Source organism: Mycobacterium sp. NGS24 (assembly GCF_059813065.1).
The window spans coordinates 135,155-156,381 of record NZ_JCALDW010000004.1 but is presented as its reverse complement, the minus strand read 5'-3'; the positions used below and the strand labels follow the sequence as shown (position 1 = coordinate 156,381).

General features: G+C 65.2%; 21 protein-coding genes. 13 read left to right on the top strand and 8 right to left on the bottom strand.

The window, feature by feature from the left end:
* Positions 1-47: 47 nt before the first annotated feature.
* Positions 48-1,505: a phospholipase D-like domain-containing protein gene (locus AC5Y6Y_RS08225; protein ID WP_473139094.1), complete on the top strand. Its 1,458-nt coding sequence runs from the start codon at positions 48-50 to the stop codon at positions 1,503-1,505.
* On the opposite strand, the gene AC5Y6Y_RS08220 is transcribed toward AC5Y6Y_RS08225, so the two are convergent.
* Genes AC5Y6Y_RS08220 through AC5Y6Y_RS08200 form a run of 5 tightly spaced genes read right to left on the bottom strand, consistent with a single transcriptional unit; the run spans position 1,495 to position 7,375 of the window.
* Positions 1,495-2,478, bottom strand: a complete 984-nt coding sequence (locus AC5Y6Y_RS08220) for an NAD-dependent epimerase/dehydratase family protein (protein WP_473139274.1) — start codon at positions 2,476-2,478, stop codon at positions 1,495-1,497. The genes AC5Y6Y_RS08225 and AC5Y6Y_RS08220 overlap by 11 nt on opposite strands.
* A gap of 2 nt (positions 2,479-2,480) precedes the next feature.
* Positions 2,481-4,163: a nitric oxide reductase activation protein NorD gene (locus tag AC5Y6Y_RS08215; RefSeq protein ID WP_473139093.1), complete on the bottom strand. Its 1,683-nt coding sequence runs from the start codon at positions 4,161-4,163 to the stop codon at positions 2,481-2,483.
* Positions 4,164-4,174: 11 nt separating this feature from the next.
* The gene (locus tag AC5Y6Y_RS08210) at positions 4,175-4,993 is read right to left on the bottom strand and encodes a CbbQ/NirQ/NorQ/GpvN family protein (RefSeq protein ID WP_473139092.1); all 819 of its coding nucleotides are present in this window, start codon (positions 4,991-4,993) and stop codon (positions 4,175-4,177) included.
* A 4-nt stretch (positions 4,994-4,997) separates the two neighbouring features.
* Positions 4,998-6,164 carry a spirocyclase AveC family protein gene (locus AC5Y6Y_RS08205; RefSeq protein ID WP_463827675.1) on the bottom strand — a complete coding sequence of 389 codons (1,167 nt, stop codon included), beginning with the start codon at positions 6,162-6,164 and terminating at the stop codon, positions 4,998-5,000.
* Between the two features lie 44 nt (positions 6,165-6,208).
* The gene (locus AC5Y6Y_RS08200) at positions 6,209-7,375 is read right to left on the bottom strand and encodes a spirocyclase AveC family protein (RefSeq protein WP_473139091.1); all 1,167 of its coding nucleotides are present in this window, start codon (positions 7,373-7,375) and stop codon (positions 6,209-6,211) included.
* 93 nt (positions 7,376-7,468) lie between these two features.
* Here AC5Y6Y_RS08200 and AC5Y6Y_RS08195 point away from each other — a divergent pair, with 93 nt between their 5' ends.
* Both AC5Y6Y_RS08195 and AC5Y6Y_RS08190 read left to right on the top strand, forming a co-directional pair.
* Positions 7,469-8,071: a TetR/AcrR family transcriptional regulator gene (locus AC5Y6Y_RS08195; RefSeq protein WP_463827677.1), complete on the top strand. Its 603-nt coding sequence runs from the start codon at positions 7,469-7,471 to the stop codon at positions 8,069-8,071.
* Between the two features lie 109 nt (positions 8,072-8,180).
* Positions 8,181-10,325 (top strand): hypothetical protein, encoded by a 2,145-nt coding sequence (locus tag AC5Y6Y_RS08190; RefSeq protein ID WP_473139090.1) that lies wholly within the window; start codon positions 8,181-8,183, stop codon positions 10,323-10,325.
* Here the strand turns inward: AC5Y6Y_RS08190 and AC5Y6Y_RS08185 are convergent, their stop codons facing one another.
* The gene (locus AC5Y6Y_RS08185) at positions 10,326-10,991 is read right to left on the bottom strand and encodes a TetR/AcrR family transcriptional regulator (RefSeq protein WP_473139089.1); all 666 of its coding nucleotides are present in this window, start codon (positions 10,989-10,991) and stop codon (positions 10,326-10,328) included.
* 190 nt (positions 10,992-11,181) lie between these two features.
* Between AC5Y6Y_RS08185 and AC5Y6Y_RS08180 the strand changes: the two genes are divergently transcribed.
* The 5 genes from AC5Y6Y_RS08180 (at position 11,182) to AC5Y6Y_RS08160 (ending at position 15,305) form a co-directional block, all read left to right on the top strand.
* Positions 11,182-11,979, top strand: a complete 798-nt coding sequence (locus AC5Y6Y_RS08180; protein WP_473139088.1) for a spirocyclase AveC family protein — start codon at positions 11,182-11,184, stop codon at positions 11,977-11,979.
* 8 nt (positions 11,980-11,987) lie between these two features.
* On the top strand, positions 11,988-13,178 hold the full coding sequence (locus tag AC5Y6Y_RS08175) for a cytochrome P450 (RefSeq protein ID WP_473139087.1): 1,191 nt from the start codon (positions 11,988-11,990) through the stop codon (positions 13,176-13,178).
* A gap of 76 nt (positions 13,179-13,254) precedes the next feature.
* Positions 13,255-13,704, top strand: coding sequence for a universal stress protein (locus AC5Y6Y_RS08170; RefSeq protein ID WP_473139086.1), 450 nt, complete (start codon positions 13,255-13,257; stop codon positions 13,702-13,704).
* Between the two features lie 123 nt (positions 13,705-13,827).
* Positions 13,828-14,322, top strand: coding sequence for an LppP/LprE family lipoprotein (locus tag AC5Y6Y_RS08165; protein ID WP_463827683.1), 495 nt, complete (start codon positions 13,828-13,830; stop codon positions 14,320-14,322).
* Between the two features lie 155 nt (positions 14,323-14,477).
* Positions 14,478-15,305, top strand: a complete 828-nt coding sequence (locus AC5Y6Y_RS08160; protein WP_473139273.1) for a lytic transglycosylase domain-containing protein — start codon at positions 14,478-14,480, stop codon at positions 15,303-15,305.
* 17 nt (positions 15,306-15,322) lie between these two features.
* On the opposite strand, the gene AC5Y6Y_RS08155 is transcribed toward AC5Y6Y_RS08160, so the two are convergent.
* Entirely contained in the window at positions 15,323-15,547 is a 225-nt protein-coding gene (locus AC5Y6Y_RS08155) for a hypothetical protein (RefSeq protein WP_463827684.1), read from the bottom strand.
* Between the two features lie 148 nt (positions 15,548-15,695).
* Here AC5Y6Y_RS08155 and AC5Y6Y_RS08150 point away from each other — a divergent pair, with 148 nt between their 5' ends.
* The 5 genes from AC5Y6Y_RS08150 (at position 15,696) to AC5Y6Y_RS08130 (ending at position 20,172) form a co-directional block, all read left to right on the top strand.
* Positions 15,696-16,598: an oxygenase MpaB family protein gene (locus AC5Y6Y_RS08150; RefSeq protein ID WP_473139085.1), complete on the top strand. Its 903-nt coding sequence runs from the start codon at positions 15,696-15,698 to the stop codon at positions 16,596-16,598.
* A gap of 7 nt (positions 16,599-16,605) precedes the next feature.
* Positions 16,606-16,899, top strand: a complete 294-nt coding sequence (locus tag AC5Y6Y_RS08145; RefSeq protein ID WP_463827686.1) for a hypothetical protein — start codon at positions 16,606-16,608, stop codon at positions 16,897-16,899.
* Positions 16,900-16,985: 86 nt separating this feature from the next.
* Entirely contained in the window at positions 16,986-17,999 is a 1,014-nt protein-coding gene (locus AC5Y6Y_RS08140; RefSeq protein ID WP_473139084.1) for a TIGR03617 family F420-dependent LLM class oxidoreductase, read from the top strand.
* Between the two features lie 80 nt (positions 18,000-18,079).
* Positions 18,080-19,216, top strand: a complete 1,137-nt coding sequence (locus tag AC5Y6Y_RS08135; protein ID WP_473139083.1) for an acyl-CoA dehydrogenase family protein — start codon at positions 18,080-18,082, stop codon at positions 19,214-19,216.
* Positions 19,213-20,172, top strand: coding sequence for an LLM class F420-dependent oxidoreductase (locus tag AC5Y6Y_RS08130; RefSeq protein WP_473139082.1), 960 nt, complete (start codon positions 19,213-19,215; stop codon positions 20,170-20,172). The genes AC5Y6Y_RS08135 and AC5Y6Y_RS08130 overlap by 4 nt, the downstream gene beginning before the upstream one ends.
* Here AC5Y6Y_RS08130 and AC5Y6Y_RS08125 read toward each other — a convergent pair.
* Positions 20,169-21,191 carry a dihydrodipicolinate reductase gene (locus AC5Y6Y_RS08125; protein ID WP_473139272.1) on the bottom strand — a complete coding sequence of 341 codons (1,023 nt, stop codon included), beginning with the start codon at positions 21,189-21,191 and terminating at the stop codon, positions 20,169-20,171. The genes AC5Y6Y_RS08130 and AC5Y6Y_RS08125 overlap by 4 nt on opposite strands.
* Positions 21,192-21,227: the final 36 nt, after the last annotated feature.

The following is a 21,227-nucleotide window of genomic DNA, read 5'->3' as shown; positions in this document are numbered from 1 at the left end:
TACTGCGTTATGCCGCTGACCCGTCAATTGCGTTGAGGAATTGTGCAGTGCCCGACGATCGACTGCTGGTGCCCGGCCAGACGTGCTGGCAGGTGGAGCGCGCCGATCAGTTTGCCTGCATCGTCGACGCCGCGGACTACTTCCAGCATGTCAAGGCGGCGATGTTGCGCGCCCGACACCGCATCATGGTGATCGCCTGGGATCTGGACGCGAGGATGACGTTCGAACGTGGCGCGAAAACCTTGCCGGGACCCAACCAGCTGGGCGCGTTCATGTACTGGTTGCTGTGGAAGCGGCCGGAGCTCGAGGTGTATCTGCTGCGGTCCAATCTGCGGTTGCTTCCGGCCTTTGACGGCATGTGGTACGGGGTGACCCCGACGTCGCTGCTGAATCGCATCAGCAGTAAGCGATTGAACTTCGCGGTCGACGGGGCCCACCCGGCCGGCTCGGTGCACCACCAGAAGATCGTTGTCGTCGACGACGTGGTGGCGTTCTGCGGTGGCATCGATCTGACCATCAACCGCTGGGACACCCGTGCGCATCGGCACAACAGCCGTAGCCGGCGGTCCGTGGGGCGTAGTTACGGCGCGCGGCACGAAGTTGCCGCCGCCGTGGACGGCGCCGCCGCGCGCGCCCTGGCGCAGCTGGCCCGCGAACGGTGGGAGACAGCCACCAATCAATCGTTGCGGCCGATTGAGGCCAAACACACCGGCTGGCCGAGCAAGCTGGAGCTGACCCTGCGCAATGTCGACGTCGGAATCGTGCGCACCTTGCCGGAATTGGAGCGGCGCGACGAGGTTCGGGAAGCTGAAGCGCTCAATCTCGAAGCTATTGCGGCAGCGCGGCACACCATCTACCTGGAGAACCAGTACCTGGCGGCGCGGCGGCTGGTCGATGCTCTGGCCGACCGGCTGAAAGAAGAAGAAGGTCCGGAGATCGTGATCGTGCTGCCGCGGCGGGGCAACAATGCTCTCGAGCGCGGCACCATGGACGGTGCGCGGCACCGCCTCATCCAATCGTTGTGGGCCGCCGACGAACACGGCCGCCTGGGGGTGTACTGGCCGGTGACCGACGGCGGCGCGCCCATCTATGTGCACTCGAAGGTCATGGTGGTCGACGACCGGTTACTGCGCATCGGTTCGTCGAATCTGAACAACCGGTCGATGGGGTTCGACAGCGAAAGCGATCTGGCCATCGAAGCCGATGCCGACAATCCGGACCACGACCACCTCCGCGACCAGATCACCGCTGTGCGCAACGATTTGGTGGCCGAACACCTGGGCGTGTCCGTCGCGGAGTTCGAGGACGCGCTGGCCGGGTCGCAGTCCCTACTCAAAGCGGTCGAAGAATTACGTGGGCAGGACAAGACGTTGCGCCCCTTCACCGAACAGACGGTGTCCGATGAAGCGAGCCCGTTGGCGGAGAACGATCTGATGGATCCCGACCACGTCCCGCATTCGCTGACCCGCAGTGTGCAGCGATTCATCGCAGGACTCAGGGAATGACGGCCGCGCCGGCCCGCCGCCGATTCGCTGACAGGTAGGCCGATCGACGGGCGATGAACCACGTCGCGAGCGGGCGCACCAGTCGCAGTACGGGCACCAGCAGCCCGAAATCCTTTCTCATGTCTCGTATTTGGTCATCGAGACCTCGTGTCTGGTACTGCAGCAACCGTTGACTCTCCTCGGTGTCCACCCAATCGCCGAAGAAACGAGCAGGTCTGCGTTGCACGAACGCGTCGCGCGGCAGCGGCCCGATGCCGATCGCGTTCATCAGTGTGTTGGTGAACTCGTAGTAAGTCATCCGGCAGGTCGCACCTCCGGCGATGTAAAGAGTCTTGCCGACTGTCCTTTCGTCGGCGACGGCGCGGGCGAATGCCATTCCGGCGTCGGCGGGATGGAGAAATTCGAACCGCGCGTCGGGGCTGAACTCGAACATGATGCTGGGGTCCTGCGCCTGCAGGTGGATCGGCGTCACCGCGGCAAGCCGCAGGATGCTCCACTGCAGGTCCGACTCCCGGATCGCCGTCTCGCAGGCCACCTTATGGCGTCCGTACTCGTCGGTCGGAGCGACCGGTGTGTCCACCCGCAGCGGTGGTTCGCGATCCTGGATGTCGCCGAAAATGCCGGTGGAGGAGGCGAAGACGAGCCGTTTGGCAGTGGGGGAGGCGGTCATTCGGTCGATCAGGGTGCGGGTGGCGTCGAGGTTGACTCTGCGCGCGAGTTCGGGGTTGCGTTCCGAGTACGGGGGAAGGATGGCCGCCAGGTGGATCACCGCATCCACCCCCTGCAACGCACTGTCGAGCGACGTCGCGTCGGTGATGTCTCCCCAGACGAAACGTGCTTGTCCGGTGAAACCGGCTGCGAGCTTGCGGGCGCGGCGGGAGTCGATGTCGAAGGCGACGACGTCGTGACCCTCGTCGAGCAGTACCTGCAATGTGCAGAAGCCGATGTTGCCCATCGCCCCTGTCAACAGCACCTTCAATGTCGTGTCCTCGCAGTGGGGTTGGGCGCGGCCAGTTCGCGCAGGGAAGTCAGGAACAGTTCGTCCATCCGGCCGCTCAGATCGGCCAGCGTCGGCGCTCCGGCGAAGCCCGCGGAGCCGAAGACACGTTCGAGCTCGATGGTCGCGGCGCCCGAACCGATCGAAAGGCAAAGGCAGGCAACGCCGTCGGCGCGGAGTTCCTCGAGCGCTTTATCGGCGTCGGCTTCGGCGTAGCGGCCCTCGTAGCCGTGGTCGTAGGGATAGCCGTCGGACAACACCAGCAGCAATTTGTTCGGTGTGCCGGCCTGGGCTTTGAGGATTTCGCCCGCGCCGCGGATGCCCGCCCCGAGCCGGGTGTAACCCTGGGGTCGCAGTTGGTCCAGGCGGGCCTTGCCGATGGCGCCGAAACGCTGCCCGAACCCTTTGATCATCGGCAGGTGCACGGAGTGCCGGCCTTGCGAGCGGAAGCCGTAGACCGCGACGCGGTCGCCGAGTTCTTCGAGAGTGACCGCCAAGGTGGCGGCCGCCCGACGCTGATGGTCGTGGACGGCCAGCCCATGCGGATCGGTGTCGGTGCCCGACCCGGACGCGTCGACCAGGATGAGCACGCCCAGGTTGCGCGCCAGCTTGCGGCGCTCGCAGTACACGTTTTCCGGTGGCGAGTGACCGGACCGCAGATCGACGAAAAGGTCGATGAGCGCCTCGATATCCACCTCGTCCCCGTCGGGGCGACCGCGAAATACCCTGGGCCCGAGGCCGACCCGAGCCAACCGTCGGCGCAACACCTCGTCGCGGGCGATGCCGGCTTCGACGGTGTTCCCGCCCGTGGCGCTCAGCGGGAAGTCGATGACCCGGCACCACTGCGGCCGGTAGCGCTTGCGGTGGACATCCCACTCCGGGTGCAGCGCCCCGCCGACGCCCACCGCAGCGCCGGGATTGCCGTCGTCGGTGAACTGGATGCGGGTGGGCAGCGGCCGGGCATCCGCTCCGACCGCTGCCCGCCGGATCGCGCGGACCTGCATTTCAGCACCGGCGTCGGCGTCGTCTCCGCCGCGCGAGGAGCCAAGCAGCTTGCGCAGGTAGTCCGAGACCGTCCGCGACGCAACGAGGGGATTGTCGAACAGTTTGAGGATCTTGCTTTCGCGGTGCGGCCCGTCGTCCTGGTCATCGTCGGTCGCCGGGGACTCGTCGACTTCGGCGGCCAGCTGCAGTTGGATGTCGGTGGCCCGCCCACCGGTTCGGGGGGACGCGCTGAGTAACCGCGCGGGTTTGATGACGCCGAACCACGACGGCGGATCAGTGACTCTGCTACGGCCCTTTGCTATTTCGAGCGACTCATCGGCACTTGCGGTGCTGCGCGGGTCGATGCCCCGGCAGAGTTCGGCCGCCAGCGGAACGCGGTCCGCGAGTTCGGTGAGTGCGCGGGTGCCTTCCAGGGCCAGGTAGCGGCGTGCTGTCGAGGGCCGGGCGCGCAGACCCTTCACCAGCCGCGGGTGCAGACTCCCTGCGCCCAGTAGCGCACTCTGCAACAGCATTTCGCGCCGTTGTTCGGCAGCGGGGTGTCCGGGCGACACGAACACCACCCGCCCGTCGGTGTGGGGTCCGGTGCCGGCCGGTGCCTCCGCAATGTCGACGGACCTGCCCGCCACGAACGTGGCCAGCAGCGCGAACCGGCTCACGTCTGACGCCGTCACGGCGCGGGCAGCACCGCGTCGACGAGCTCACCCAGGGCGCGGACCACTTCCCGGTCGTCGGACAGCACGCGAACCACCGCCGACTCGACGGCACAGCGCAGGCTCAGCCCCTCGGCGATCAGGCCGCCGGCCAGGATCAGCATTCGGGTGGAGGAAACTTCGCCCAGCGGGGAGCCGTCCAGGTTCCTGATCGCGTTGCCGAGCCGGACCAAGGTGCGCGCGGTCGCGAGGTCGATTCCGGATTCGTAGGCGACAACCTCTGTTTCGATGTCGGGCGGCGGAAAGTCCAACTCGATGGCGACGAAACGTTGCCGGGTCGACTCCTTGATGTTCTTCAGGACGCTCTGGTAACCGGGATTGTAGGAGATCACCAACTGAAAATCCGGAGCGGCCGGCAACGTGGTGCCGAGCCGGTCGAGCGGTAATTCGCGACGGTGGTCGGCCAGGGGATGGATCACGACCGTGGTGTCCTGGCGTGCTTCCACCACCTCGTCCAGGTAGCAGATGGCACCTTCGCGCACCGCCCGCGTCAATGGCCCATCCACCCAGACGGTTTCACCGCCCTTGAGTAAAAATCGGCCTACCAGGTCCGCGGATGTCATGTCTTCATGGCCGGCGACGGTGATCAGGTTGCGGCCTAGCTCGTGCGCCATGGCTTCGACGAACCGGGTCTTGCCGCACCCGGTGGGCCCTTTCAGCAACACCGGCAGACCGCGTCGGGCGGCGGCCCGGAAGACCTGTACTTCCTCACCTACCGCTCGGTAAAACGGTGTGGTGCAACCGGATTGAACTTCCACAGGCACCCCGTTAGTCATCGAGTCACTTTCCCCGTTCCACCGGCACCGTGTTCGGCAGCCCTACGCCGGGCGGCAACACAAGCTTGCCGTCGGTGTTGATGTAGCCGGATCCCTTGCGCGGCATCGGCAATGCCGGATCCGGGCACGGCCGATCCGTGCCGTCTCCGCACACTCCCATCAGGAAGTAGGACCGTTTCAGGACGTCGTCGGGCCACGGTTCGGCGTGCATGGCGAACCATTGCGCGGGCAGGTTGTAGAACACGAAGAAGAATGCGCTGCACGCGGCGAAGATCGCCAGGAAGCGGGTGAATTGCTGTCGGAAGACTCCGCCTTGGATGCGATCGAGCCCCCGTTCGACGAAGGTGCGACCGCGGTCGTCGGTGAAGTAGCGCAGGCAGCACAACCCGGCCTGCACACCTCCCCACATCAGTCCTTCGTACACCGGCCACTGGTAGTAGGTGTCGGGGTTGATCGACAGGGACCGGATCGCACCGGGGTAGGTGAAGAGCCCCATTGGCATCAGAAAGAGTCCTTCGATGACGAAATCGAAGAAGAACGCCCACACCGCAACGACGCCCAGTAGACCCACGTTGCTGATGTTGGGCCACCGCGACTTGACCTTGCGCATCACCCAGCAACCGAGAATCGTGCACAGCAGGACGAACGAGTAACCCGGCGCGTTCATCAACAGCGGCTCGGCCATCATCCGGCCCGGTTCACCGAACGACTGCCAGCCGGGAACGTTTTGCACCCACGAGCCGCGGTTCCACATCCAGGTGTTGTAGGTGCTCCAGGTGTTGAAGTAGTTCAACAGCGGATCCTGAAAGAAGATCAGGCCGCAGGCGACCAGCAGCATGCCGTCCAGCGTGACCCGCCGTTCTCGCCGCCAGGGCCGCACGATGAAGTGCCAAATGGCAACCGGCCAACCCACGACGATCACGGCCGTCCAGGTCGTGAGGATGACTTTCATGAACGTCGGCGGATCACTGGGCCCGGCGGGCACCCGCTCGAAGTTGGGTCCGCTGATCCAGCTGATCCAGACAAACAGCTGGAACGCCAGGATCGCGCCACCGGCGGCTGCCCAGATCCGGACCGGTCTGGTTGGTCGCGGTCCCGGCACGCTGAGTCCGGCGGCGCTGCCGAGCCGTTCGGTGGTCACCGGCGCGTTCTGGTTCATCAGATCACTCATCGCGGGAGCCTCCTGCCATCGTCACATCAGCTCTGTCCGGCAACTCATTTCCCTCGTTCGAAGGGGACGGTCTGTGGTACTCGAACGCCGGGTGGGAGAACCAGCTTGCCGTCGGTGTCGATGTATCCCGATCCTTTGCGCGGCATCGGTAGCGCGGGGTCGGGACAGGGCTGGGTCGTCCCGTCGCCGCAGATTCCGCTGACGAAGTACGAACGCTTGAGCATGTCCTGTGGCCAGGGGTCGGCGTGCATACCCATCCACTGCGCGGGAACGTTGTAGAGGAAGAAGAAACACGCGCTCACCGCGGCGAAGATCGCCAGAAAGCGGGTGAACTGTTGTTTGACGAATCCGCCTCGTACCTGGTCGATTCCACGTTCCACGACGGAGCGGCCACGGTCGTCGGTGAAGTAGCGCAGACAGCACAGGCCCGCCTGCACGCCGCCCCACATCAGTCCTTCGTAGACCGGCCACTGGTAGTAATGGCCGGCATTGATCGAAACAGCCCGAATAGCACCGGGATACGTGAACAGCCCGGTGGGCAGCAGCAGGCAACCCTCCATGACGAAGTCCAAAACGAACGTGAACAGGTATGTCACGCCGATCAATCCGAGGTTGCTGAGATTCGGCCATCGCGCTTTGATTCTGCGCATCACCCAGCAGCCGAAGATGGTGATCAGCAGAACCCCATAGGCGTAGCCCGGCGCGTTCGTCAACAGCGGTTCGGCGACCTGACGGCCCGGCTCGTCAGGTGACACCCACCCCGGTATGTGTGAGGACCACGAACCCCGGTTGAACAGCCAGCTGTTGTAGGTGCACCAGGTGTTGAAGTAGTTGAGCAGCGGGTCCTGGAAGAACATCAGCCCGGTGGACACCAGCAGCATGCCGTCCAGGGTGATGCGGCGTTCCCGTCGCCACGGCCGCACGATGAACCACCACAGCGCGAACGGCAGCGCCAGCCAAAGGATCACCGCGTTCGCTATCAGCGGCACTTTCATGAACAGCGGCACGTCCGTCGGACCCGCTGGGACCCGCTCAAAGTAGGGCCCTGTGATCCAGCGGATCCACACGTAGACCTGCAGAACGAGCAACGCTCCGCCGGCGACCGCCCACAGTTGCACCCGTTGCACCTGAGCCTGGGCGCCGAAATCGGCCACGTTGCCGGCCGACTCGGCGACGGCAGGCACATCCTGTTGCCTCAGCGATTCACTCACGTTGGGTCCCCTCGGTTACTGATCCATCGGCAATATACCTATCGGTATCTGAATGAACAATGAGCATCCCAGATCCTGTGGCACAATCACGGCATGGCGGAGCGGTGGACGCGAGAGCGACGACTCGAGCACACCCGTGCTCTGCTGGTGGATGCTGCGCAGGAAGTGTTCGCCGAAAAGGGTTTCACCGCAGCGACTCTCGATGACATCGCTTATGCTGCCGGTTACACCAAGGGCGCGATCTACAAGCATTTCGCCACCAAGGAAGACCTGTTCCTCGCCGTGAGTGACCGGTACTGGCGCCGCTATTTCGACAACTTCGCCGACGTCATGTCGACGTCCACCCAAATCGGTGCACACGAACTCGACGACATCGCCGAGCGATGGCGCCAACTGAGCCGTGACCGCGGCGCCGAACATGCCGCGCTGGGCCACGAGTTCACCCTGTATCTCCTGCGCAATGCCGAAGCGCGCGAGCGGGTGGCCGCCAAACGCTCAGAGGTCGTCGAGGCGCTGAGCAAGTTCATCGTCGAGGGCATCGACCGGCTCGGCGGAGCGCTGCTGATCCCGCCGTTGACGTTCGCCCACGTGTTGGTGGCCACCACGGATTCGGTGATGTTAGGCAGTCAGCTCGACGACGTCGACCTGTTCCGGCCGGTGCTGGAAATGTACGTGTCGGTGATCAAGTTGCCGTGATGCCGGCCCGCATCCCGGCGGCGCCTGACTCAAGACGGTTCTTTGTGGGTACAGAAAGCGCGAGCACTCCGTTCAGAATGACGCGCAGCAACCGCACCGGGAGGTTGACATGCATCGCCCCGACACGATCATCGAGATCCATCGTGAACGCGTCCAGGACCAGACGGCTGACATGGTCGGCGGCGACAAGTACACCGAGTCCGTCGACGGTACCGGCTATTCGGCGACCGCGACGCTGGACCTGACCCTGGATCGGGTCTGGTTCATCCACGACGCCCAGCAACGCCCGTGGCAGGAAGAGGTCGACGGAGATCTCCGTGATCCATTGCGGCACTTCGCAATCGACCTGGCGATCTTCGACTCGAAGATCGTCATCGACTCGGTAAGCTGCATCCCGCTGGTGCCGCTGCCGCCGGTGACGATCACCATCCCCGACGGTCCCCGCAAAGGGGAGTCGCGGGAAATCCCGTACAACGAGATCCCGCTGTTCGGCCGGCTGACGATCCACGACCAGCTCGAGCCCTATGAGATCGAGCCCGGCAAACAGACCATCGCGTTGAATCTGACCGTGCAGGACGCACCCGTGCTGGTGGCTTCCCCGCCGGCGGACGAGTACAGCGGGCGGCTGTACGGATCGGACCTGGAACGCCGCTCCGACGGTCATACGGTGTTCGCCGGGCAGGACCCCCGGGTCAGCTGGGAACTCGACTACGCCGAGGCGCACTGGATCACCCACAGCATCGCAGGACAACTCATGGTGAACATGGAGCGGCTGCAGCACCCCATGACATCGGACGAGGAACTACGAACCCGGGTGCTCGACTCGCTGGCTGCCCAGATCGCCGATGCGGTCCGTCCCAAACTCGCCGAGGAGGGCGAAGACGGCATCGTCAAGATCATGCCGACGCCGGTCGAGGTGGACCCCGAGTCCGACGACGACACCACATTCAAGGACCTCGACGTAATGGTGCAGCGTTTCGAGGTCGGCTCCGGTTCGGACGCAATCACCCACGAGTCCTTGGTGATCCAGCTCCAGACGCTGCGCGAGCTGCCGTCCGGGGAGGATCTGCCCGCCTCGATCCTGGCCGAAAACCCGCGTGAGAAAGCTGGATTGGCGGTCACCGGGTGGAGCATCCTGCGACAGGTCCGGGACACCGTGATGAAGAACTTCGGCCTCGAGGAAAGTGACTTCGTTGCCGAGGTGCCGTGTCTGCTGGAGGGACCGAAGACGGTCAACATCGGTGGCGAAGATCGCAACCTGGACGGGCTCACCGCAGACATCTTGCCGCGAACCGGGGAGGGCCGGCTGGTCATCGACGGCACCGTCAGCGCGGACACGAAGCTCTACGACTTCAAGGCCAATTTCAAAGTCACCTACGAGATGGGTCTCGACGACATTCCGCGCGACCCCGATGAGACCGAGACCTGGTACGCGGACCGCGAATCCGTCGAAAGCCTGGAGCGCTCGCTGAGCGCGGCCGGCGAGAAGAAGCGCGCCGGAGAACTCGACGAGAAGGACTACGAAGCGATCGTCAAGCACGTCAACGAGCAATTCGATCGGCTACCCCGGACCGTCGGGGTGCGTCCGACGCAAAACCCGCCGGAGCCGGAAGTGGACGCCGACTTCAGCCTGACGCTGGCCGGTAAGACCGCGACGGCCGCCGGCGCTGCCGCTGTGGTCGGCCTGCTTGCGCTGCCGGTCACTTGGGCGGTGGGGGCCGGCGTGGGCGCTAGCGCCGGCAGTGTGCTGACCCTGGCGATCGTGAACTACGTCAGCACGTTGCTGACGATCGACTGGTTCGGTGCCGGATTGGGGTCGCGCGAGGTCAGGAAATCGCTCAACGACCGTCCCGAGGGGACGTTGCTGCCGCCGATCGGGATCCCGATCGACGCCAATTTGAACCGGCAGCGTCTTGCGGTCTACTTCCGTCCGGTGCCGTCGAAGCTATGGGTCGACTGCGTCACCACGACCTCGAGCGACGAGGACAGCGACCGCGAGGAAATCCGGCTCATCGGCGGCCGGTGGCCGACCGACGGCCAGCCGTGGAAACTGTCCAGCGACGACGCGATCCTGTACGCAAATTCGGGCGAACTGCAGCTTTTCGTCACACCGGACAACGCCGCCGGCGACGAACTGCAGATCAGCGTCGCCACCGCCGCGGACGACCAACGGATTCTGCAGACGGACGGGGCGGGACCCGCAGCCCTGCACGAGTTGCCCCGGTGCAGCGAGGCGGCAGAGCCCGCGCAGTAGTCAGGTGCGGTGCAGGAAACCGTGCAGGGTCGCCTGGACGAGTTCGTCGACAATGACCTCGCGCGAGGGTTGTTCGTCGCCGAAGTAGGTGGAGCGCAGCGCGACCATGCCGACGATCATCGCCACCGTCGAGTGCGCCGGCAGGTTGGGCTGGCTGGACTTGAACCCGCGTAGCCGGGTTCCCTCCGCACTGATCTGGCCCAGTACCGCGAGTGCCGCCCGGATATCGGCCATCCCGGTGCCGGCGAATTCGTCCTCGCTGAAGCCTTCGGAAGCCAACAGGGTCAGCAGCAGGCCGCGGTGTTCCACCAGCACGTCATAGAGTTGTCCGACGAAAAGCCTTGCCAGATCCTCTTCTTTGGTCTCCTCGGGGACGACCGCTTGCCACGTCCGGCCGAATTCGTGCACGAAGGTCGTGAAGGGTACGACGAGGGCTTCCCGGAACAGGCCGGCTTTGGAGCCGAAGTGGCGGAAGAGCAAATATTCGCTGACTCCGGCGGCTTCGGCGATCTCCCGGGTGGTGGTGCTCCGATAGTCCTGCCGGGCGAACAACTCCCGTGCGGCATCGAGCAGTAACCGGCGCGGTTCGCCGCGGGGTCGGCGCAGCGGCGCAACGGTGGCTTGCGTCGCAGCCCGCTTCTTCTCGGGCGCAGGTCGCGGGGACACGGTTATTCACGATAGTCCCTTGACCGATCGCTTAGAATAGTGTCCACTATTAAAAGTCTACGGGAAGGGGCGTGGCGGTGGGCGCAGTCATCATGCTCGGCACCCTGTTCGGCTTGATCGTGTTGATCTTCGGCGCGGTCTATTACTTCGACCCCGAAGCGCGTGGCGGCGACCGTGACGAGCCTGTCCAATGAACGACGGCCTGACGCCGCTGCTCACCGGCGCGGTCATCTTCGGGTGGGGTAGTGGCATCGCGTTCACCGCCGCGGGTGTGTATCTGAGCGTCCGGCAGCGTCGGCTGCACCCGCTGCTGCTGCTGTGCATCTCGGCGATCTCGTTCTCCTGGATCGAGGCACCCTACGACTGGGCGATGTATGCGCAGTTCCCGCCTGCCCTGCCGCGGATGCCGTCGTGGTGGCCGCTGAATATGACGTGGGGTGGGCTCCCTTCGTCGGTACCGGTGGGCTACATAGGCTACTTCGTGCTGCCCGCCGTGCTCGGCGCCGCGCTCGGGAAAAGGCTTGTGGCCCGGTTTGATTGGGCCAACAGGCTGGGGAGACCGTTCACCCTCCTGATCTCCGGTTTCGTCGTCGGATTCTGTTGGGCGTTCGTCTTCAACGCTTTCCTCGGCGCCCGGCTCGGTGTCTTCTATTACGCGTACGTGATTCCCGGGTTGGCTGTTTTCGAAGGCACCAAGCACCAGTATCCGATCTATGACTCCATCGCCCTGGGCGTGCAGATGATGGTCTTCGCCTACCTGCTCGGGCGCACCGATTCCTTCGGCCGCAACGTCATCGAAATGTGGGCTGAGTCGAGGACGAAGAACCGCGTCAAGTCCGCCGCCCTGTCCATCGGCGCGGTGATCCTGATCGGAAACCTGCTCTACGGCGCGGTATTCGCGCCCCATCTGATCACGATGCTGGGCGGCTACGTGACCTCGGGGCCCAATGAGCAGCTGTTCCCCGGTGTCCCGAACCAGCCTCGATAGGAACATCAATGGTCCAGACCGCGCAGCTCTACTACGACCCGTTCGATCACGACATCGACGACGATCCGTACTCGGTGTGGAAACGGATGCGTGCCGAAGCGCCACTGTATTTCAACGACAAGTACAACTTCTACGCGCTGAGTCGTTACGCCGATGTGGCGCCCGCACTGCACGATTGGCAGACCTACCGGTCGGGCCGCGGCACCACTGCCGACATCCTGTTCAGCGGCCTCGAAGTACCGCCGGGGATCCTGCTGTTCGAGGATCCGCCGCTGCACGACCTGCACCGCAAGCTGCTGTCGCGGGTATTCACCCCGCGCCGGATGCTGGCCGTCGAAGATCTGGTGCGTGAATTCTGTTCGCGCGCACTGGATCCGCTGCGGGATGCCGACGGCTTCGACTTCGTGGTCGATCTGGGCGCGATCATGCCGATGCGCACCATCGGGTACCTGTTGGGCATCCCCGAAGGCGAGCAACAGGTCATCCGCGATCGCAACGACCACAGCATCACCGTCGGTGCGCAGCAGGGCGATATCAGCGCCACCATCTTCCAGGACTCCATCGCGCTGTTCGCCGACTACATCGAGTGGCGCGCCAAGCATCCGTCCGACGACTTGATGACAGAGCTGCTCAACGCCGAAGTGGAAGAGCAGGACGGGACCCGTCGCCGGCTGGACCGCACCGAAGTCCTGGCCTACACCGCGATGATCGCAGGCGCGGGCAACGAAACCACCGCGCGACTCATCGGATTCATGGGCCAACTGCTCGGCGAACATCCGGATCAGCGTCGCGAGTTGGTCGCCGATCCTTCGCTGCTCGGATCCGCGGTGGAGGAGACCCTGCGCTACGAGCCGCCGTCGCCGGTGCAGGCGCGGTACGTAGCTGCCGATGTCGAGCTGTACGGGCAGACCGTCACCGCGGGCTCCTACATGCTGCTGCTCAACGGGTCGGCGAATCGTGACGAGGCAAGATTCGCCAACCCTGACCGTTACGACATCCACCGCAAGGGTGGCCACCTCAGTTTCGGCCAGGGGCTGCATTTCTGCCTCGGCTCGGCGTTGGCGCGTCTGGAGGGACGCGTCGCCTTCGAGGAGGTCTTCAAGCGGTGGACTGACTGGGAGGTCGACTACGGCAACGCCCGCCGGGCCCGGACATCCAGCGTGCGAGGGTGGGCGCAGCTGCCCGTCAGGACCGCCTAGCCGACCGGATCGAGCAAACTTGTTTGGTTCGTCCCGTCAGGGGCTAGTAAATGGTCACACCTTCGGGAGGATTCCAATGAGCAACTACAACGTCGTGGTAGTCGGTACCGACGGGTCTGATACGTCGCTGCGCGCGGTGGATCGGGCTGCGAAGATCGCCGCCGAGTCGGAGGCGACCCTGATCGTTGCTTCGGCGTATCTGGACGACGGCGACGACGGCGGGACGGCACCTGACCAGGCGCGCGACGAGAAATACCGCACCGAAGGTAACGCGCCGGTCTACGAGCTGCTGCACAAGGCTGCCGACCGCGCGCGCGAGGCCGGTGCCACCAAGGTCGAGGAACGCGCCGTGGAGGGTGCACCGGTCGATGCGCTGCTGCAGCTCGTCGAAGACGCGAATGCTGACCTGCTGGTGGTCGGCAACGTCGGTACCAACTCGCTGGTGGGTCGGGTCGTGGGCTCGGTGCCGCGAGCCGTTTCCAAGCGCGCGAAAGCTGAAGTGCTGGTCGTGGAGACCGAAGACTGAGACTGATCGGCAGGACCCGCAGGGTCACTTCTTCGACACAATGTCGCCACGGTCCTACCACCTGAGATGCTGCCGCGCGACCATGGGTGCAGCCAACGGGGAGGCCGCCAACAGGGAGGCAATGTGTCGATACGCATGATTGTGCCGGCGGCGCTGATCGCCGCGTTCAGCGTGCTGAATCCACTGTCGGTGCGCGCGCACGCCGACCCGGCGTGCGGGGTCAACCTGGCAGCGCCGGAGATTCAAGCCGCGGTCAAGTCGCTGCCGGCCCTGCCGGACAATTCCGGGTGGGATACCAACACGCACAGCTTCGATCCGAGCAGCAACTACAACCCGTGCACCACGCTGTCGACGGTGATCGTCACTGTCCTGGGTGCTACCGGCAGTTCGCCTGACCTGGCTCTGCTATTCCACAAAGGCGCTTTCGCCGGTGTCGCCACCTCGAAGGCGTATCCCTTCACATCTTTGAACGCCGCCAAGACCACCGACGACACCGTCACCCTGGACTACAAAGACGGCCGGAACGTATGCACCGCATGCCCCGGACCGATCACCACCGTGCGTTATCAGTGGCAGGGCAACCGCGTGGTGGCGCTGGACCCCGAACCGGCCTGGTAGACCCGGCGACGTTAGCAAGATTGGCCATTTGCGTCGCAGCGGACAAGATGGAGGGCGGAAATACTCCCGCATCAGCGCTGAAGGTCGAGAACATGGTGATAGCCCACAGTCCGTATCGGCTCCATTTGTTGCGCTGCGGCGCAGCACTTTTCGTGATGATGGCCGCGCTCGGGCTGGTGCAGTACGCGGCACCGGCGCTGGTGCTCGGGCAACCGGCGCTGGCCGCTGACCCGGCGCAACTGGCTCGGGATCTGGTCGCCGACGAGCAAGCGCTGCGCGACCCGTCGTCGTCGGAGGCGGTGCTGCAGGCCGCGGCGTTGCGTGAGCAGGCCGCTTACCGTGCCATCGGGCGCCACCCCGAGTGGGAGCCGGTCGTGCGACCGCTCATTCCGGCGCAGCTCAGCGGAATCTACAACCTCAATGTCGACGCGCGGCACCACCTGCAGGCGTTGAACGCAGGCGAGGCGAAGCCGACGTTGCCCGCCTGGCGGATCGACCCGCCGGCGCCCGCCGCCGAGTTGCTCAGCTACTACCGCGCGGCCGAGGCGGCCAGCGGCGTCGGCTGGAACTATCTGGCAGCGATCAACATGGTCGAGACCGACTTCGGCCGCATCTCCGGGGTGAGCACCGCGGGTGCGCAGGGGCCCATGCAATTCCTGCCGTCCACGTTCGCCAGCTACGGCCAGGGTGGCGACATCCGCTCACCGCGGGACAGCATCATGGCGGCCGGCCGGATGCTTGCGGCCAACGGTTTCGCCGGCAATCCCGACGGCGCCATCTACAGCTACAACCATTCGAGCAACTACGTCGGAGCCGTCAAGGACTACGCCGCTGCGATCGGCGGCGACCCCGCCGCCTTCGCCGCCTACCACCGGTGGGACGTCTACTACCTGACCACGATGGGTGACGTGCTGTTGCCCGTCGGGTACGCCGCATCCGAACGGATCTCCGCGGCCGAGTACCTGGCCGGCCATCCGCAGTAGAGCGCAGGCGTCGGACGTCAGGTCATGCAGACGTTGGAGAACAGCAGCACCGGCCACGACACGATGGAACCCAGAAACGACACCACCGCGTCGGCGCCGTGCAGCTGGTGCAGATGCGAGGTATGCGTAACCGACCAGACGAGGCCCACCAACAGGTAGGGGACGCCAACGATGACCGCGAGGCCGATCAGCTCGGCGACGGTCATCTTGTAGTCGAGTAGGTTACGAAGTGCTGTGAGCATCGGGTGGCTCCCGGCGGCGACGGCGTGTGTAGTCACCAAACATGTTAACCATAGTTCGAGCGGACGTTGCTCACTTCTCGCGGTTGTGAGAACCTGACAATGGCTGCTGAGCTCAGGTTTCAATTGGATTGGGCGGGAGGTTCGGTTAATGACAGTTTCGCCCGAACCGTCGTTGGAACCTCCGGTGTTGGCCCTCGAGGACACTCGCATCCGGGTCACCCGGCAGACGGCCCGCTGGACCGATCGGCCAGTCCATGTCCGCGAAGCGATGGACTTCTGGTCGTTCGCGGCAGGCGCGGCGAATGTGATCATGCAGTTGTCGCGGCCGGGAGTGGGCTACGGCGTGGTGGAGTCCAAGGTGGATTCCGGCAACCTGCTCAAGCACCCGTGGAAACGCGCGCGCACCACCTTCCAGTATCTGGCCGTCGCGGTCTTCGGGTCCGACCGGGACCGCGCCGCGATCCGCGAGGCCGTCGACGGCGCGCACCGGCAGGTCCGGTCCACGCCGGAAAGTCCGGTCCGCTACAACGCTTTTGATCGCAACCTGCAGCTGTGGGTAGCCGCCTGCCTGTTCGTCGGGTTGGAGGACACCTATCAGTTGCTGCGCGGCCCGATGAATGCCGAACAGGCAGAACAGTTCTACCGCTCCGCGTGGACATTGGGCACCACGTTGCAGGTGCGCGAGGATCAGTGGCCGCCGACTCGGGCAGCCTTCGACGATTACTGGGTCCAGGCCTGCGCGCACGTCGAAATCAGCGACACAGTTGGCCGATATCTGCACGAGCTGATTGATCTGCGGATGATCAATCCACTGCTGCGGTGGCCGTTTCACCGCCTGCTGAGGTTCCTGACCACCGGCTTTCTCGCCCCGGTTTTCCGGGAGGCTCTCGGTGTCTCGTGGAGTGACACCAGGCAACGGCGTTTCGAAAGGTTGTTCCTGCTGGTGGCTTTCGTCAACCGGTTCCTGCCGCCGTTCATCCGGCAGGGCGGCAGTCACGTGCTGCTCCTCGATGTGCGCCATCGGGTTCGGCGCGGCCGCCCGCTGATTTGAGCGCACGATGACGCAATCACATGGCAGCATAGGCAGAGTCGAGGTGGGCCTGGACCGGTTGCGCCGGCTGTTGGATCACCGGGTCAGCATCGCGGCGCTGATCGAAGCGGCTGTGTGGTTGGCGATTCCTTATCTGTCGGTGGGCCTGGTGTGGGCCTTCCTGCACGCAGAACAGGTTCAGCAGATTGAGACGCGACTGGCCAAGGTGATGCCGGCCGGTGCTGACGTCGGGGCCTTCGGGGTGGTGACGGCGCTGTGGCCGGTCTCGATACAAATCGCGAATTCGTGTCCTGCGCCCTGAATTCGCCTGGTGCATAGCCGAGTACGCGCGTCGTCGGCACCGTCATGTCGTAGGGTTGGCCCGATCAGAAGGGAATCGTGGCTGGCGTGAAGGTACATCTGCAGGTAGAGGGCGCACCGGACAAGGTGCGTGACAGCGTGCGCGAGATCGGTGAACTGGGAGCCGACGGCCTTTTCACATTCGAGGGACCCCACGACGTGTTCTTCCCGCTGGTCGTGGCGGCGGGGGAGGCCGACCTGGAGTTGATGACCAATGTGGCGATCGCCGGGCCGCGCAGTGCGGTGCATCTGGCGCACTCAGCCTGGGATCTGCAGTGCTACAGCGGCGGGCGATTCCGGCTCGGTCTCGGGTCGCAGATCAAAGCGCACATCGAGAAGCGGTATGGAGCGCAGTGGGGCAAGCCGGCGAGCCGGATGGCTGAGCAGGTCGCCGCGATCAAGGCGATCTTCGCGGCGTGGGAAGGTCAGGCGCCGTTGAAGTTTCGGGGTGAGTTCTACACCCACACGTTGATGCCGCCGAATTTCAATCCGGGGCCCAACCCTTTCGGTCCACCGCCGGTGCTGATGGGAGCGCTCGGACCGCTGATGACCCGCAAGGCGGCGGAAGTGGCTGACGGACTGCTGGTGATGCCGTTCAACAGTGCGCGACACCTCGCGCAGCGGACCGCGCCGGCGCTGGCCCAGGGGTTGCAGGAATCCGGGCGGTCGGTTGCCGATCTTCAGGTGATCGCGCAGGCGATGGTCGCTGTCGGTGGTACCGAGGCGCAGCTGGCGGCAGCTGTCGACGGCGTTGCTACCCTGATCGCGTTCTACGGTTCCACACCCAATTACCGCCCGGTGCTGGAGGTCGAGGGCTGGGCCGAGCTGCAACCGCTTCTCAACGCCATGTCCAAGACGGGTGACTATGCCGGTATGCGGGCGTTGATCACCGAGGAGATGGTGCGCACCATCGGTATCGTCGGCAGTCCCGACGAATGCGCAGCTGAGATCGAAAATCGTTTCGGTGCAATGGCTTCCGATGTCTGCTGTTACTTCCCGTTCTACTCGCCGAGTAGGGAAGACCTGGCCGACCTGGTCGGCGGCTTACATGCGTCCCGATAGTAGGCGACCGCACTCGAACGGCGGGCGATGAATCGTCGGGTGTTACTTTTGTTGCACCCTCACAGTCACCGGAGCCGCCAATGACACCGGGCAGCGATGCCGACAGCATCGAACTCCTTGCCGAGAAGGTCGCCCAGTACGCGCGGGCGCTGTCGGCCGACATCGACAACGAGCGCAGGCTTCCCCCCGAGCTCATCGCCCGGCTCAATGACCTCGGGTTGCTGCGCGCCACCATGCCGCGCGAAGTCGGCGCGCCGGAACTCGATCCCGGGACCGCGCTGCGGTGCGCCGAGACGATCGCGCGCGGTGATGCGGCAACGGGATGGTGCGTATCGATCGCGATCACCAGCGCGCTACTGGTCGCCTACATGCCGGCGGGCGCCCGCGAGGAGATGTTCGGGGACGGCCGCGGTATCGCCGCCGGGGTGTGGGCGCCGCGCGGCACCGCGAAGTCGGTCGACGGCGGAATCGTGGTGACCGGACGTTGGCCGTTCTGCAGCGGAATCACCCACGCCGACATGCTGTTTGCCGGCTGCTTCGTCGACGAACGGCGCGTGCCGTCCGTTGTCGCACTACCCAAGAGTGATCTGACGGTCCTTGATACCTGGCATACCCTGGGCCTCCGCGGCACCGGCAGCCACGACACCGTCGCCGACGAAGTCTTCGTACCTGCGGACCGGGTGTTCTCGGTGTTCGACGGCCCGACCGTCGACCGGCCGCTGTACCGCTTCCCGGTGTTCGGTTTCTTCGCGTTGTCCATCGGCGCTGCGGCACTCGGTAATGCGCGTGCCGCCATCGACGACCTCATCGAGATAGCTGGTGGCACAACACGACTCGGCTCCACCCGGACCCTGGCCGAGCGGCCCGCGACCCAGGCGGCGGTGGCGACCGCCGAGTCCGCACTCAGCGCGGCACGCGCGCTGTACTACGTCACGGTCGAGGAGGCGTGGCAGGCCAGCCACGACCACGACCCGGTGTCGGTGACGCTGCGCAACCGGCTACGGCTGGCGGCCACGCACGCCGCCCGGACCGCCGCGGACGTGGTCCGTGCCATGTACGACCTGGCCGGCGGCAGCGCCATCTATGACAGCTCGCCACTGCAGCGGCGGTTCCGCGATGCGTTCACCGCCACCGCGCACTTCCAGGTCAACGAGGCATCGCGCGAACTGCCCGGACGTCTGCTGCTCGATCAGCCCGCCGACGTGTCAATGCTGTGACCGACATCGAAGTCGTCCTGCCGTACTGGCTCGACCGTCCCGATACCGAGGCGCTGGACATCGCGCAGGCTGCGTCGGAGAGCGGATTCGATGCGCTGTGGATCGGTGAGATGGCCACCTACGACGCGTTCGCGCTCGCCACTGCAATCGGTCTGCGTGCAACGGATTTAACGCTCAAGATCGGTCCCCTGGCCGTCGGCGTGCGCGGTCCGGTGACCTTGGCGTTGGGGGCGAGCACGGTCGCCGCACTGACCGGCAACCGGATCGATCTCGCGCTGGGGGCCTCCAGTCCGGCGATCGTGGCCGGCTGGCACAACCGCGACTGGTCCCACCATGTGGCCCTCATGCGCGAAACCATCGAATGCCTGCGGCCGATACTGGGCGGCGCCCGCGCCGACTACAGCGGACGACACATCAGCAGCCACGGCTTCCGGCTGCGCCACCCTATACCTGAGGCGCGAATTGCGTTGGGGGTGTTCGGTTCGGGCATGGTCGCGCTGGCGGCCCGGCACGCCGACGAGGTGGTGCTCAACCTCGCCTCGCCCGCCCGCGTCGCGCAGGTTCGGGCTGCGCTCGAGCGCGCAGCGGGTGACCGTTCCGTGCCCCGCCTCACGGTATGGGTGCCGGTCGCCCTCGATCCCGGTGCCGGCGCGCATGCTCAACTCGCCGGCCAACTGGCGGTGTATCTCGCCCCACCGGGCTACGGCGAAATGTTCAGTGACCTCGGGTTCAACGACCTCGTCGTAATGGCGCGAGCAGGCGCGACCAGGCGCGAACTGGCGGCTGCCATTCCAGTGCAGTTGCTGGCCGAAGTGGGTGCGTTGGGCTCGGCCGAGCAGATCAGGACGCGGGTGCGCGCGTACCGGAAAGCCGGCGCCGACTGCGTCGCGATTGTGCCGTCGACTGCCGAAGACCCGGGTGGCCGGGCCACCCTGAGTGCACTGTCGCCAGGCTAGCGAGTGCGCCCAAACCCGTTGTGGCTGCGGATCAATGGCAGTGACGCGCTGGTTGCGAAGCCGGCGGGTGCCTGGCATATCGCCGGCACCGCGTTGAGGACCTGCATAGCGGTAGCGACACTGGCCGACCTGACGTGTTCGGCCATAGTGGCAGCGCGGGTGAAACTTGCCAGCGCGAAAAAATGGGCGCGCATGGAAGGAGCGCCCTCAATCGTCAACGTCCAACCGTGCTCGGGTTTGGGCCAGTGTTCCGGGTATTCACCGCCCACCGTCCACAGCGCCTCGATCTCGATGAGTGTCTCCCCGGCTCTGCGCCCCGACCACGTCCAGCGTTGGCCCGCAGTGGATCCGGCGAGCAGCGCATGCTCGAAAATCTGGTGGTCGGCCTTCGCGGGGACCGCTTCCACCGCCGCCACCACCTCGTCGATGTCAGCTCCCAATTCGTCGGCGAGAAACCAGACCTGGTTTTCGAACAGGCCGCTGTTGAAGGCCAGAAAGTCGGTCGCAGTGGGGCAGATCTTTTCGATCGGCTGACCGAAAGCCATGTTGTCGAACGTGATCGAGGTGCTCTCGTACACCGACCAATCGGCCCGCTCCTGCAGGGTGATCTTGTCGATGGTGCGGCTCATGCCCGACAACGCCAGAGGTAACACCCCGGACAGGTTGCCCGGATTCAATCCACTGCCATGCACCGAGGCGTTGCCGGCCTGGCAGGCGGCGGCCACGCGGTCCCGCTCGGCTGACGGGATACGCCGGGGATGGAACAAGAACGCTGTGGTGGCAACGTTTTTACCGCTCGACAGGATGGCGCACACCTCGTCCAGGCTGGCGTTGCGCGGCGTGTAGAGCACGCAGTCGGCGTCGAGGGCAAGAATGTCGTCGACGGACGTGGTCGCGTGTACTCCGATGGCGTCACGCCCCAGCAGCGTGCCGATGTCGAGGCCGTCCTTGTCCCCGGAATACACCCGGGCGCCCACCACCACCATGTCGTCGCGGTGATCGAGGACGGTAGTGAGTATTTCTCGGCCCACAGTGCCGGTGCCCCACCCGACGAC

Bases quoted from the DNA above. Each gene is read 5' to 3' on its own strand.
- AC5Y6Y_RS08210 (WP_473139092.1), bottom strand. From the start codon at position 4,993: ATGACTAACGGGGTGCCTGTGGAAGTTCAATCCGGTTGCACCACACCG.
- AC5Y6Y_RS08205 (WP_463827675.1), bottom strand. From the start codon at position 6,164: ATGAGTGATCTGATGAACCAGAACGCGCCGGTGACCACCGAACGGCTC.
- AC5Y6Y_RS08195 (WP_463827677.1), top strand. From the start codon at position 7,469: ATGGCGGAGCGGTGGACGCGAGAGCGACGACTCGAGCACACCCGTGCT.
- AC5Y6Y_RS08190 (WP_473139090.1), top strand. From the start codon at position 8,181: ATGCATCGCCCCGACACGATCATCGAGATCCATCGTGAACGCGTCCAG.
- AC5Y6Y_RS08180 (WP_473139088.1), top strand. From the start codon at position 11,182: ATGAACGACGGCCTGACGCCGCTGCTCACCGGCGCGGTCATCTTCGGG.
- AC5Y6Y_RS08175 (WP_473139087.1), top strand. From the start codon at position 11,988: ATGGTCCAGACCGCGCAGCTCTACTACGACCCGTTCGATCACGACATC.
- AC5Y6Y_RS08170 (WP_473139086.1), top strand. From the start codon at position 13,255: ATGAGCAACTACAACGTCGTGGTAGTCGGTACCGACGGGTCTGATACG.
- AC5Y6Y_RS08160 (WP_473139273.1), top strand. From the start codon at position 14,478: ATGATGGCCGCGCTCGGGCTGGTGCAGTACGCGGCACCGGCGCTGGTG.
- AC5Y6Y_RS08155 (WP_463827684.1), bottom strand. From the start codon at position 15,547: ATGCTCACAGCACTTCGTAACCTACTCGACTACAAGATGACCGTCGCC.
- AC5Y6Y_RS08150 (WP_473139085.1), top strand. From the start codon at position 15,696: ATGACAGTTTCGCCCGAACCGTCGTTGGAACCTCCGGTGTTGGCCCTC.
- AC5Y6Y_RS08145 (WP_463827686.1), top strand. From the start codon at position 16,606: ATGACGCAATCACATGGCAGCATAGGCAGAGTCGAGGTGGGCCTGGAC.
- AC5Y6Y_RS08135 (WP_473139083.1), top strand. From the start codon at position 18,080: ATGACACCGGGCAGCGATGCCGACAGCATCGAACTCCTTGCCGAGAAG.